10 protein-coding genes are annotated in these 12,580 nt (G+C 60.2%); 5 read left to right on the top strand and 5 right to left on the bottom strand.

All coding sequences use genetic code 11. The annotated features are described in order from the left end of the window. Positions 1-21: 21 nt before the first annotated feature. The 4 genes from miaB (at position 22) to GBCGDNIH1_RS12945 (ending at position 4,100) form a co-directional block, all read left to right on the top strand. A complete protein-coding gene (miaB, locus tag GBCGDNIH1_RS12960; RefSeq protein WP_050748370.1) occupies positions 22-1,497 on the top strand; it encodes a tRNA (N6-isopentenyl adenosine(37)-C2)-methylthiotransferase MiaB in 1,476 nt (491 codons plus the stop codon). A gap of 137 nt (positions 1,498-1,634) precedes the next feature. Next, positions 1,635-2,675, top strand: coding sequence for a PhoH family protein (locus GBCGDNIH1_RS12955; RefSeq protein ID WP_232449693.1), 1,041 nt, complete (start codon positions 1,635-1,637; stop codon positions 2,673-2,675). Continuing rightward, positions 2,659-3,189 carry an rRNA maturation RNase YbeY gene (gene ybeY, locus GBCGDNIH1_RS12950; protein ID WP_011630824.1) on the top strand — a complete coding sequence of 177 codons (531 nt, stop codon included), beginning with the start codon at positions 2,659-2,661 and terminating at the stop codon, positions 3,187-3,189. The genes GBCGDNIH1_RS12955 and ybeY overlap by 17 nt, the downstream gene beginning before the upstream one ends. Next, positions 3,186-4,100, top strand: coding sequence for a hemolysin family protein (locus GBCGDNIH1_RS12945; RefSeq protein ID WP_050748369.1), 915 nt, complete (start codon positions 3,186-3,188; stop codon positions 4,098-4,100). Before ybeY ends, GBCGDNIH1_RS12945 begins: the two co-directional genes overlap by 4 nt. A gap of 10 nt (positions 4,101-4,110) precedes the next feature. On the opposite strand, the gene GBCGDNIH1_RS12940 is transcribed toward GBCGDNIH1_RS12945, so the two are convergent. The 3 genes from GBCGDNIH1_RS12940 to gshB are packed head-to-tail and all read right to left on the bottom strand — an operon-like array spanning position 4,111 to position 6,701. Next, entirely contained in the window at positions 4,111-5,016 is a 906-nt protein-coding gene (locus GBCGDNIH1_RS12940) for a glycerophosphodiester phosphodiesterase family protein (protein ID WP_198353671.1), read from the bottom strand. A gap of 42 nt (positions 5,017-5,058) precedes the next feature. Continuing rightward, positions 5,059-5,688, bottom strand: coding sequence for an HAD family hydrolase (locus GBCGDNIH1_RS12935; RefSeq protein ID WP_011630821.1), 630 nt, complete (start codon positions 5,686-5,688; stop codon positions 5,059-5,061). Between the two features lie 23 nt (positions 5,689-5,711). Then, positions 5,712-6,701, bottom strand: a complete 990-nt coding sequence (gene gshB / locus GBCGDNIH1_RS12930; RefSeq protein WP_011630820.1) for a glutathione synthase — start codon at positions 6,699-6,701, stop codon at positions 5,712-5,714. A 617-nt stretch (positions 6,702-7,318) separates the two neighbouring features. Between gshB and bfr the strand changes: the two genes are divergently transcribed. Continuing rightward, positions 7,319-7,804 (top strand): bacterioferritin, encoded by a 486-nt coding sequence (bfr, locus tag GBCGDNIH1_RS12920; protein ID WP_025285694.1) that lies wholly within the window; start codon positions 7,319-7,321, stop codon positions 7,802-7,804. 96 nt (positions 7,805-7,900) lie between these two features. Here bfr and putA read toward each other — a convergent pair whose 3' ends face one another. Both putA and GBCGDNIH1_RS12910 read right to left on the bottom strand, forming a co-directional pair. Further along, positions 7,901-11,614, bottom strand: coding sequence for a bifunctional proline dehydrogenase/L-glutamate gamma-semialdehyde dehydrogenase PutA (gene putA / locus GBCGDNIH1_RS12915; protein ID WP_011630818.1), 3,714 nt, complete (start codon positions 11,612-11,614; stop codon positions 7,901-7,903). A gap of 85 nt (positions 11,615-11,699) precedes the next feature. Further along, positions 11,700-12,554 (bottom strand): SirB1 family protein, encoded by an 855-nt coding sequence (locus GBCGDNIH1_RS12910; protein WP_011630817.1) that lies wholly within the window; start codon positions 12,552-12,554, stop codon positions 11,700-11,702. Positions 12,555-12,580 lie beyond the last annotated feature (26 nt).

Below are 12,580 nucleotides of genomic sequence, written 5' to 3'. Positions count from 1 at the left end.
CGGGAGGATGGAGAATTGCCCATGACTGGCCTGTTACAGACCACCCTATCCACCGCCGATCAGGACCGGTCCGGACCCGCGGCTACAACCGGGGATACGCCCGCACGCGCCAATACAAAGCGTCTGCACGTCATTACCTGGGGTTGCCAGATGAATGTGTATGACAGCGCCCGGATGACGGATGTGCTGTCTCCGCTGGGCTATACCGCGCATGCCGAGCCGGAAGGCGCGGATATGATCGTGCTCAATACCTGTCATATCCGTGACAAAGCCACGGAAAAGGTTTTCTCGGAACTGGGACGTCTGCGCCTGCTGAAAGAAGCCCGCGCCCGCGAGGGGCAGCCCATGCTGCTGGCCGTAGCCGGATGCGTGGCACAGGCGGAGGGGGAACAGATCCTCGCCCGCGCACCCTATGTCGATATCGTGCTTGGGCCGCAGACCTATCACCGGCTCGGTGGCATGGTGCGGCGAGCCATGAACGGGGAGCGGGTGATCGAGACCGATTTCCCGCCGGAGGATAAATTCGATTACCTGCCCGAGGCCGCCGCCCCTCAGCACGGGCCGGGTCTGGCGGGTGGACGGACGGCTTTTTTGACCATTCAGGAAGGATGCGACAAATTCTGCTCCTTCTGCGTTGTACCCTATACACGCGGTGCGGAGGTGAGCCGTCCGGCCAGCTCCGTGCTGGCGGAAGCGCGGCGCATGGTGCGCGGCGGGGCGCGGGAGATCACCTTGCTGGGCCAGAACGTCAATGCCTATCACGGGCTGGGAGAGGACGGTGAGGTCTGGACACTGGCCCGATTGATCCGGGCGCTGGCGGACATTCCGGACCTGCTGCGCATCCGCTACACGACCTCCCATCCCCGCGATGTCAGCGATGATCTGATCGCCGCGCATCGGGATATTCCGCAGTTGATGCCGTTCCTGCATCTTCCGGTTCAGTCCGGCTCCGACCGTATCCTCGCCGCCATGAACCGGCGCCACACGGCTGAGGATTACTTCCGGGTCGTCGACCGTCTGCGGGAGGCACGGCCCGATCTGGCCCTGTCCTCCGACTTCATCGTCGGCCATCCGGGTGAAACCGATGAAGATTTCGAGGATACGATGCGCCTGATCGAGCGTGTCGGCTTCGCACAGGCCTACAGCTTCAAATATTCTCCCCGCCCCGGCACCCCGGCGGCGGAGCGTGACAACCACGTGCCGGAGCCCGTGATGGATGAGCGTCTGCAACGGTTGCAGGCCCTGCTCCGCACCCAGCAGGAAGCCTTCAATACCGCCTGCATCGGCAAGACCGTCAATGTGCTGCTGGTCACCCCCGGACGGCATCCGGGGCAGATCGGCGGCCGCTCCCCTTGGTTGCAGGCAGTGCATCTTGATGCCCCTGCAACCCTGATCGGACAGGAGGTGCCGGTGACAATCACCGCCGCGCACACCAACTCCCTGTCCGCCACTCTCCCGGATTGCGCACCCCATCCAAAGGAGCTCACCTGCGCGTGACCCAACTTTCCCCGGCTCTCGCCTCCTCCCTGCCGAAAGCAGGGGCTTCCTCCGCCCTTCCACAGGCGGCGCTTGCGCCGGGAAAGACCAGTCCGTATCGCCCGGGTGACCGAGAGCGGGACCACAGAACCGTCACGGTGCAATTCGCCAATAATCTGTTACTGCCGCAGCTTCTGGGCGATCATGACCGTCATCTGGTACGGCTGGAACAGGGGCTGGGAGTGCGGATATCCTGTCGTGGCAACAAAATTGCCATCGCGGGCGAATCCGATCTGGTCGAAGCGGTGAAACTGGCGCTTGCTGCCTTGTGGCAGAAGCTCGAACGGGGCGAGGACGTGACCATGGGTGACGTAGATGCAGCAGTGCGCCTGACCAAAAGCCGTTTCGAGGAAGGAGATCGCTCGCCGCGCCTGCCGCTGGCCGATCTGCCCTCCATCCGCACGCGACGCGGGGCGCTCAGCCCGCGCAGCGCGGGGCAGGCTGCCTATATTGAAATGCTCAGCACCAAGGAAATGGTGTTCGGCATCGGCCCTGCCGGGACCGGCAAAACCTATCTCGCCGTGGCTCAGGCCGTGGCCATGCTTCAGGCTGGGCGCGTGGACCGGATCGTGCTGTCCCGCCCGGCGGTCGAGGCCGGGGAACGGCTCGGCTTCCTGCCCGGCGACATGAAGGAGAAGGTCGATCCCTATCTGCGCCCGCTCTATGACGCGCTGCACGACATGATGCCGGGCGATCAGGCCGCACGGCGCATGGCCACCGGCGAAATCGAAGTCGCACCGCTGGCCTTCATGCGAGGCCGGACCCTGGCCCATTCCTTCGTCATTCTGGACGAGGCCCAGAATACCACCCCGGTACAGATGAAGATGTTCCTGACCCGCATGGGCGAGGGCACACGCATGGTCATCACCGGTGATCTCAGCCAGATTGATCTTCCGGCCGGGCAGCGCTCCGGCCTGCGGGACGCGCTTGACACGCTGGAGGGCATTCCCGCCCTCGGCATCTGCCGTTTCGACAAGCGGGATGTGGTGCGCCACCCGCTGGTCGCGGCCATTGTAGACGCTTACGACCAGCGCTCGGCTGCCCAGCAGGACCGAAGCCGTGATGCGGACACACATGGCCAGACGGAACAGCGCACACGATCAGGAGCACGGTCAGAAATCAATGGACCCGGCAAGTAGTCCCAACCCCGCGAGTGCCTCTTTTGCGCCCGCGGGGTTCCCTTCGGATACGGATGAGGACGGGGTCTCACCCGGTTACATCGTGCCCGAGATCATCGTCACGGAACCGGCCTGGCGGCGGCATATCCCGCATGCCGACAGGCTGATCCGCCGGGTCGCCAGAGCAGCCGGCAGCACGGCCGACTGTGTGGTACTGAGTTGCGACCGTGATGTGCGCCGCCTGAATGCACGGCATCGCGGCAAGGACAAACCAACCAATGTGCTGACTTTCGAACCGGTCGGAATGCCCGGCGCGGAAGGGGGCGAAATCGTTCTCGCGCTCGGCGTCGTGCTGCGGGAGGCAAAGGCCGCCCGCAAACGCCCGGTGCATCATCTGGCCCATCTGCTGGTGCATGGCGTGCTGCATCTGCACGGGCATGATCACCATCACGCCGGAGACGCCAGACGCATGGAAGCGGAAGAAGCCCGTATCATGCGCAGTCTGGGCATGCCCAATCCGTGGAAACGGTCATGAACGACGAGGAACCTTTCCCCATTCGCCTGCCGATCCCACGCGGTAGCGTCATGGCCCGGCTGCGGCAACGCCTGCTGCACAAAGCCGTCGAGCACAGCGTGCGCGACAGCATCGCCGAGCTGGTGCAGGAAGCCGCCAGTCACGCCCAGTTACCGGGAGAACTGCCGGAGCTGGACCGGCAGGAACGCGCCCTGATCGGCAATGTGCTGCGCCTGCGCGGCACCACGGCGGACGACGTCATGGTCCCGCGCGCCGATATCGTCGCCATTCGCGCCGACACCGCGTTCGAGGACGTGCTGGCACTGATCCGGCAGGAAGGCCATTCACGGCTGCCGGTTTACAATGAGGAGCTGGATGACGCGATCGGCATGATCCATATCAAGGACGTGTTCGGTTATGTCGGTGATCCGGCGGAATTCCGGCTGACGGATATTCTGCGCAAACCTTTGCTGGTCGGCCCCCATATGCCGGTTCTGGAACTGCTGTTGCAGATGCGGCAGCACCATATGCATCTGGCACTGGTGATCGACGAATATGGCGGTGTCGACGGGCTGGTGACGATCGAGGATCTCGTCGAAACCATCGTCGGCGACATCAGTGACGAACATGACGAGGCCGCTCCCTCCATCACCGAGCGGCCTGACGGCACGCTCGACCTGGATGCCCGTATTCCGATCGAGGATTTCGAGAAACGCCTCGGTGCCGTCCTGACCGAGGATGAACGGGAAGCGGATATCGATACGGTCGGGGGGCTGGTGTTCACGCTGGCTGGACGAGTACCCGCCCGTGGCGAGGTGATCGGTCATTCCTCCGGTATGGAATTCCGCGTGCTGGAAGCCGATCCGCGCCGCATCCGCCGTTTACGCGTGCGTCCGCCAGCCCGTATTTCTCAGGCCGAGGCCGCGGAATAAGCCGGCCGGTTTATCTTTCGTGGCGGATCCTGTCACAGCGTGGCCCTGCCGGTTCCTGCTGCCTCAAAGCCACCATGTGCTGCGGTGAGTCCGTCAGGATGGCATCCACCCCGAGACAGGCGGCAAGCCTGTCATCGTCGGCATTGTCCACCGCAATCGCCACGATCTTCACATCAGGATGCCGGCGGAAACAGGCAATGGTGGCCGGTGTCCACATCGTTGCCTGGACCGTGGAACGGCCTTCTCCCAATGTGAAATGCTCCACCACAATCAGGGAACGGTGCAGTTCGAACGCCACCCTTGCATGCGCAGGTGGAGGATGATCGCAGCGCTGATCAAGCTGAACACCCAGCAACCGTGCCCGCGTTGCATCGCGTGATTCGAAAAGCCTTGCTTGCGGATAGGCTGCGAAGCTCTGCTGATAGGCTGCATCAGTCGCATAAATCGTGACCCGGCCCCATGCCTGCTCCTCCTCCAGCACCCGCGCCACCGCCCTGGTCTGGGGCGCAGCCGGCAGAGCCTTCATATCGAGAATGATCGGCATATCAGACGGAATGGCCCGCAAAGCCGCCCGCAATGTCGGAATACCAACCGGATGATCGCGCCAGGGATAAGAATCTCCGCGGCGAAACTGCCAACCGGCATTGATCCGGGACAGCTCGGCAGCCGTGAAAGCCGCTGTTTTTCCATCGCCATCCGTCAATGTGGACAGATCAGCCGGGCGATACAGAACCGGAATCCCATCACGGCTGAGTTGCACTGTCAGCCATATGGCATCCACCCGATGCGCCATTGCCTGCCGGATCGCCTCGATCGTGTTTTCAGGAGCATCCCCGGTTCCACCACGATGCGCGATCATGAGCGGCCATGGCATCCGGGCCGGAGCCGGGGTGCAGCCAAACATGCTCACACTCATCAACAGCAAAGGGATGCGTAAAAATCGCGACCGATGCACCATTTACGCTGACATCTCAGCCACCGGACGGAGCAGACCATACCGGTTCAACTCCGCCTCCAGAGCCTCGGCCGAGGTAAACAGCAGCCCATGGCATGCGGCCTGACGGGCACCCTCCACATGCAGCGCCCGATCATCGATGAACAGAGTATGCTCAGGCCTGACACCTATCTGCTTCAGGCAGGCAAGGAACACTGCCGGATCGGGCTTGGCGCTCCCGAACGCGCCGCTGGCATAAATCCGACCGCCGAACAGGGTTGCGACCGGCGGACAGATCATCGCCATGCAGCCGGGCAAAATATCCGCATTGTTGGTCAGCACGGCGCGTCCAATCCGGGGATGGAGCCGCGCCACCAGCGACAGCACCTCCGGTTTCGGCCGGGTGGCAATACGACGGGCTTCCGCCCATTCCTGCACAGAGAGCGGATAGCCCAGCACCTGCCCGAATGCCGTCAGATAGGCTTCCCCACGCAGACGGCCATCATCGCCCTGATCATCAAAGCCTGAGTCCCACAGAGCCTGTTGCACATCCTCCGCCCGGCATCCGGCCAGCGCACCGAGCCATGTGGCACGAGCCGATTTATCGACCTCCGCCAGCACCCCATCCATATCGAACAGAACCAGATCGATCATGGCCTTGCCCTGCCTGATCTGTATCAGGCCGCCAATGCTGCCTTGCGGCTTTCGATGGCATCCCAGATGCGAGCAGCCAGATTGACCCCATCGAACCGGCCAATTTCCTGAAGCCCGGTCGGCGAGGTGACGTTGATCTCCGTCAGCCAGTTCCCGATCACGTCGATCCCCGCGAAAATCAGGCCCCGCTCCTTCAGCACCGGCCCGATCGCGGCACAGATCTCCCGATCCCGCGCCGTCAGCCCCGCGGCTTCAGGACGGCCACCGACATGCATGTTACTGCGGCTCTCCCCTGCGGCAGGCACACGGTTGATCGCACCTACCGGCTCCCCATCAATCAGGATGATGCGCTTGTCCCCCTGCCGCACCGCCGCTTCATAGCGCTGCACCATCAGTGGCTCCCGCGAGCGGGAGAAAAACATTTCCAGCAGAGAGCCTAGATTTTCATCATCTTCCTTGACCCGGAACACGCCGGCCCCGCCATTGCCGTAGAGCGGTTTGACCACGATATCACGATGCTCGGCACGGAAAGCGCGGATCGCCTCCACATCCCATGTCACCAGTGTCGGCGGCATCAAATCCGGAAAATGGGTGACCAGAATTTTCTCCGGCGCGTTCCGCACGCCCGCCGGATCATTCACCACCAGCGTGTGAGGGTGGATATGCTCCAGCATGTGGGTCGCGGTGATATAGGCCATGTCGAAAGGCGGATCCTGCCGCATCAGCACCACATCCATGGTCGCGAGATCGAGAATCTCCGTCGGGCCGAACGTGTAATAGGCCGCGTCGATCCTCCGTACCGAAACCGGATGTGCCCGCGCCAGCAGCCGTGCTCCTGTCGAGCCATCTTGCCACTGTCCCCCTTCCCGCAAGGCCATATGCCTGACTTCGTAGTGCCACAGCGCATGGCCACGAGCCTGTGCCTCCAGCATCAGCGCAAAACTACTATCGCCCGCAATATTGATGCTGTCCATCGGGTCCATCTGGACCGCCACCCGCAAGCCGCCTGCCATCGCCCTGTTCCCTGCCTGCCGGCCCCTGCCGTCCCATGACGAATCGTCGGATACCGGTCGTTATCCGGCCTCATCATGCCGTGAAAACACGCTGCCGCCCAATGCCGTCATCTGCAATTGCAATCTATTTGCATTTTCATACCAACCAAGCTAAGCAGCCTCATTCACACCCGCCTTATTCGAATCCAGGTTTGCCCCATCGATGTATATCTGCATCTGTAACGGCCTGACGGATAAACAGGTTTGCGCCGCCGCCCAGGCTGGCGCCTGCCGTCTGGCAGAGCTGTACCGAGCCTGCGGCTGCACTGCGCAATGCGGCAGGTGCGCCCAAGCTATGCTTAAAATGATACCCAGTATTGCAAATGACGAAAGCATTCTGAGTCTCGAAGCAGGCGACTGAAAGGCCTTGCCAGAGCCGGTTGCGTGAAAGCAATTCATTGAAAAATCATAGGAATATACTTTCCTGTAAATGCATCTTCCTATCATCTCCCGCACAAGCGGGAATGCGAAACAGTTTCACCCCGCCCTAGCTGCGATCTGCTTGCAATCATCAGGCTTTATCAGCGCCCGGCCCCTCGGATAGGGTCCGCCGCAGTTGAAAACGGGAGATGAGACCAATGAAGGCCGATGCCACAACGATCCAGAATCTCAACAAGGTTCTGACCAATGAGCTGACCGCGATTAACCAGTATTTCCTGCATGCCCGCATGCTCGAAAACTGGGGCATGACGAAAATGGGCCGCCACGAATTCAAGGAATCCGTGGAAGAAATGAAGCATGCCGACGAGCTGATCAAGCGCATCCTGTTTCTGGAAGGCCTGCCGAATGTGCAGCGTCTGAACCATGTTCTGATCGGTGAAACGCCGGAAGAAGTTCTGCAGCGCGATCTGGAACTGGAAGTCACCGCCATCGCCGATCTGCGTGAATTCATTGCCTATGCCGAAAGCATCCGCGATTTCCCCACCCGCGATCTTCTGGCCTCCATCCTGCGTGACGAAGAACACCATGTGGACTTCATCGAAACCCAGCAGGACATGATCAATCGCATGGGCGTGCAGAACTGGGTGCAGCTGAACAGCGACGCCCCGGACGGCGATCACTGATCGACTTATTATCCCGCTTGGATACGAAGAAGGGAGGATGCCGCGGGCATCCTCCCTTTTTTCGTATCAGGCCATGGATGCTTAAGCCGTCATTGCCTATGCCATTGCCATCAGGGCGGCATTCCCCCCGGCAGCAGCCGTGTTGATGCTGATCGTGCATTCTGCAACCAAAGCCAGCAACGGGATATCTCTGCCCCGCCTGCGGATACGATAGACTGGTACGATTCTGCCGGATTGATGGGCAAGACGCGTTTGTAAGGCAATCAGGGCCGCATCATCCCCCTCAAACAATACAGTATCCGCACTGTCTTCCTGATCGGGTGCAGCCAAAACCACTGTCGAACGCAATGCATCCGGCAATGTGTTGAATACATATGTGATGTCAGCGGGAATGGAGACCGCAATATGCTTTATACCCGCCGCCAGAGCCGATTGTACCAGATACGATAATCTTTCGAGATCGGAAGCGATGCATAACAGACTGGATCGGGGCGACAGGCGATAAATATTCTGCTCTCCCACCGGCCCGGGCAGCACCATATCCCGATCATACCGCAGGATCGGGAGAGACAAAGGTTCAATTCCCTGCTGCTGTATCCATACCTGCCAGATTTTTATCGAGGCTGGTACAGCGTTTTTTTCTTTCTCAATAAAAAACTGTTTCACCGGTGATAGTGGCTCATGCTCTACCAGCCGGGAAAGATAAAGTGGACCGCCCGCCTTCGGACCAGTCCCGGACAGACCGTGCCCTCCAAAAGGCTGCACACCAACCACGGCGCCGATCATACTGCGATTGACATAGATATTTCCGGCCGTACTTTTCATGCGGGCATGATCGACGGTTTCCTGAATACGGCTATGAATACCAAAGGTCAGCGCATATCCGGTTGCGTTGATCCTGGCGATCACATCGGACAGATCATCCCTGCGAAATCTCAGCACATGCAAAACAGGACCAAAAACTTCCTTGTCGGGGATTGGATGTGATCCAAGTTCTATGATTGTCGGAGCAACGAAGAAACCATCCTCCGTCTCCTGCCGCAAAGCCGCACGATGCATGGTGCAGCCTGCCCGTGCCATGGCTGCAATATGGTCCTCAATCGCGTCTCTGGCAGCAGCGCTGATCACTGGACCGATATCGGTATCCAGCCGGTCAGGGCGTGCCGTCACACGCTCCTGCAAGGCTCCACGCAGCATGGTAATGACCAGATCAGCAATGTCATCCTGAAGACACAGCACACGCAGGGCCGAACAACGTTGACCGGCACTGTCAAAAGCCGACACCAGAACATCAGACACCACTTGCTCCGGCAAAGCGGTGCTATCGACAATCATGGCGTTTTGTCCGCCGGTTTCGGCAATCAGCGGAACCGGATCACCATGCGTATTCAAACGATATGACAAAGAACGCTGAATGAAACGGGCTGCTTCGGTAGAGCCGGTAAAAACGACGCCATTGACGCGTGAATCGGCGACCAGCCTCGCCCCTACTGCGCCATCGCCGGGAACAAGCTGCAACACCGCCGTGGGGACACCTGCACGATGCAGGACAGCAACCGCCTCAGCCGCTATCAAAGGTGTTTCCTCTGCGGGTTTTGCCAGCACAGCATTCCCCGCTGCCAAAGCTGCCGCAACCTGGCCTGTGAAAATGGCCAGTGGAAAATTCCACGGGCTGATACATGTCACCACACCCAGTGGAGGATGCGTCTGTGCATTCCATCCATTCTCAATACCAGCCGCATAGTAGCGCAGGAAATCAACAGCCTCCCGAACCTCTCCAATAGCGTTAGGGATCGTCTTTCCTGCCTCACGCACAGCCAGATTGATGAACAGGGCAACATCGCGTTCCATCGCATCTGCAGCGTCTCTCAGGCAGGCTGCGCGACGGGAGGGAGGCTCCGCAGCCCATGAGGGAGCCGCTTGCCTGGCGCGTGCGATTGCACGATCCGCTTCTTCCGCCGTGGCGAAAACGACGTCGCCGATATGATCCCATGAAGCAGCCGGATTACGGATGGAAATGCGTTCTCTATCCGCGTCCTCCTCTATGGAAACCAGCCATCGTTTTGACGACAGCGTGATGCATGCTTCGGCAAGCTGTGCCATCCTCGTGGCATCTGTCAGATCAATCCCCCATGCATTTTCCCGCTCCGGCCCGTACAGACTTCGCGGAGACCGGATTTTGGGATGAGGTACACCGCACTCCGTTCGCATTGCGAGGATTTGTTGCACCGGATCAGCAATGAGTTGGTCGATGGAAATAGCGGTGTCAGCAACACGATTGACGAAAGACGTATTCGCACCATTCTCCAGCAGGCGGCGCACAAGATAAGCCAGCAAAGTTTCATGGTTACCAACGGGGGCGTAGATCCTGCATGGCCTGTTCAGACCATCCGGTCGCACCACATCGGCATAAAGCGTCTCGCCCATGCCATGCAGACACTGAAATTCATATTGGCCTGGATTGAATGATACGCCGGTTATCTCCTCTGCCATCGCGATAATCGTAGCCACTGTACGGGCATTATGCGTGGCGAATTGCGGGAACACGGCATCGGGTGCTTCCAGCAACATCCGTGCACAAGCGACATACGAAAGATCGGTATAAGATTTTCGTGTGAAAACCGGAAAACTTTCCAGTCCGTCGATTTGTGCACGTTTGATTTCACTGTCCCAATAGGCCCCTTTTACCAGCCGTATCATCAGGCGCCTGTCATGATGGCGGGCAAGATCAATCAGATTTTCGATCACCGCTGGCGCACGGCGCTGATAAGCCTGTACGGCCAAACCGATGCCATTCCACCCCGCCACGACAGGATCAGCACATAAAGCCGCCAGTACATCCAGCGAGAGAGGCAGACGATCCGCTTCCTCCGCATCGATAGTCAGGGCGATCCCGTTTGCCCGGGCCATGGCGGCCAGATTTCTCAAAAGCGGAGGCAGATCCTGCATAATCCGCGCATGTTGCGTATGTTCATAGCGCGGATGCAGGGCTGAAAGCTTGATCGAAATACTCGGTGCCTCAAGCAGGGCAGTCATATCCTCCGCTGGCTCATATCCACGCGCCCGCAAGGTAGCACCAATGCAGTCAATCGCATGTTCATAGGCACGATAATATCGATCTGCATCGGCGCGGGTCATCGCCGCTTCACCCAGCATGTCGTAGGAATGACGAAATCCCTGCGTCCAGAGCAGACTGGTAGCGGCCAGCGCCGCTTCGATCGTCTCGCCCGCGACAAAGCGCGTACCCAGCAGACGAACAACCCGATCCATCGCATGGCGGATCACGGGCTCCCCCGCCCGTCCGATCAATCTGGTTAAGGCCGCCCCCAGAGTGGAGGCAGAGGAAGGGGCGACCAGCCGCCCCGTCAGCACCAGGCTCCATGTTGCCGCATTGACAAATAAAGGGCGTGTCCAACCCAGATGCGTATGCCATTCGCCACGACCGATTTTATCGCGAATCAGCGCATCCCGCGTTCCATCATCGGGTATCCGCAGCAGCGCCTCTGCCAGACACATCAGGGCGACGCCTTCCTGGCTGGACAGATCGTATTCCTGTATCAGCGCCGACAGACCATTGCCTGGTCCATGCTCACGCAACCTCTCTGCCAGCGACCGGGCCAGCGTATCGGCCTGTGATGCCGCATGGTCGGACAGGGAAGCGAGCGGCAACAGGGACGCCACACAATCCTGCTCCGGATGACGGCAGGCCCTGTCCAGACGATGCCGCGCTTCCGTCACCGTGCCAAAAGCCTGCGCCAGATCGATGAACAATCCGCTTCTGGTCATTGCCAGACCCCCATGCTGGATCATGCAGCCTTTGGCAGGCTAAAGCCGGATACGGTGATTGCGCCACGATCTTTCGATGACTCTTGCAGCGATGGCTTTTCTGGCGACATCAGTGCAGGCGTGAACGCAGATCCTGCATCACCGCACGCGCCCGGCGCGCGCTCTCACTATCCGGATCGAGGATGAGAAAACGTTCGAAACACCGCAACGCGGCGGAAACGCGATCCAGCCGCTGATTCATCAGTGCGGTTTCCCGCCACAACGGTGCTTCATCCGGCGCAATCATCAACATCGATTCAGAACAGGCCAGCGCATCCTCCATCGCGCCCAGTTCCAGATACCGTGCGCGCAGATTGTTCTGAAGGCGCAGCAGCACCCCCCGATTGCTCATCGGCCGAAATTGATCGGGCCGTAGCTCGGCAGAGGCGCCCTCGGCCTTTTTCAGCAGATCGCGCAGGGCCGGCACAGTCATCGGTATCCCGCCTTCAAAGACATCCAGCACGATGCGCCGCTCCGCGCTGGCACCAGGCCCGTCTTCCTCCTGAAGACACACCAGAAACCGTCCGGGAAAATCGAGGCCATATGCCTCCCACCCCGCCGCCCGGGCAGTGTGAATCCACAGGATTCCGAGCGCCACCGGCAACCCGGCCCGCCGTTCGATCACCCGTAGAAGATCGGCGAAATCGGGAAAGCGGGTATCATCGCCCGCATAGCCATAGCTGCCCTGCAACAACCCGGCCAGTATCCCCGCCCGTGCTGAAAGGTCTGTTTCCTCCATCCCCGCAGCCAACATGGCGACATCCTGCGCCAGCTCCGTCAGATGCGCCCGCGCTGTTATAATCTGCTCCTCGACCGCACGGGAGGACTCACCTGCCAGCAGCCTGCCCCTGCGGGCAAGCTGCAATGCGGCATCCGCCAGATCGATTTCATCATCCGGAAGCTGGCCAATCGCCTCCAGAATCACGGCAGAGGGATCAAGATCCGGGGAAA

The sequence above is a fragment of the Granulibacter bethesdensis CGDNIH1 genome (genome assembly GCF_000014285.2).
GTDB lineage: Bacteria > Pseudomonadota > Alphaproteobacteria > Acetobacterales > Acetobacteraceae > Granulibacter > Granulibacter bethesdensis.
This window is presented reverse-complemented; position numbering and strand designations above follow the sequence as displayed.

What these genes read in the sequence shown, in the direction of transcription:
- miaB (WP_050748370.1), top strand. Translation starts at nt 22, where the DNA reads ATGACTGGCCTGTTACAGACCACCCTATCCACCGCCGATCAGGACCGG.
- ybeY (WP_011630824.1), top strand. Translation starts at nt 2,659, where the DNA reads ATGGACCCGGCAAGTAGTCCCAACCCCGCGAGTGCCTCTTTTGCGCCC.
- GBCGDNIH1_RS12945 (WP_050748369.1), top strand. Translation starts at nt 3,186, where the DNA reads ATGAACGACGAGGAACCTTTCCCCATTCGCCTGCCGATCCCACGCGGT.
- GBCGDNIH1_RS12940 (WP_198353671.1), bottom strand. Translation starts at nt 5,016, where the DNA reads ATGAGTGTGAGCATGTTTGGCTGCACCCCGGCTCCGGCCCGGATGCCA.
- GBCGDNIH1_RS12935 (WP_011630821.1), bottom strand. Translation starts at nt 5,688, where the DNA reads ATGATCGATCTGGTTCTGTTCGATATGGATGGGGTGCTGGCGGAGGTC.
- gshB (WP_011630820.1), bottom strand. Translation starts at nt 6,701, where the DNA reads ATGGCAGGCGGCTTGCGGGTGGCGGTCCAGATGGACCCGATGGACAGC.
- bfr (WP_025285694.1), top strand. Translation starts at nt 7,319, where the DNA reads ATGAAGGCCGATGCCACAACGATCCAGAATCTCAACAAGGTTCTGACC.
- putA (WP_011630818.1), bottom strand. Translation starts at nt 11,614, where the DNA reads ATGATCCAGCATGGGGGTCTGGCAATGACCAGAAGCGGATTGTTCATC.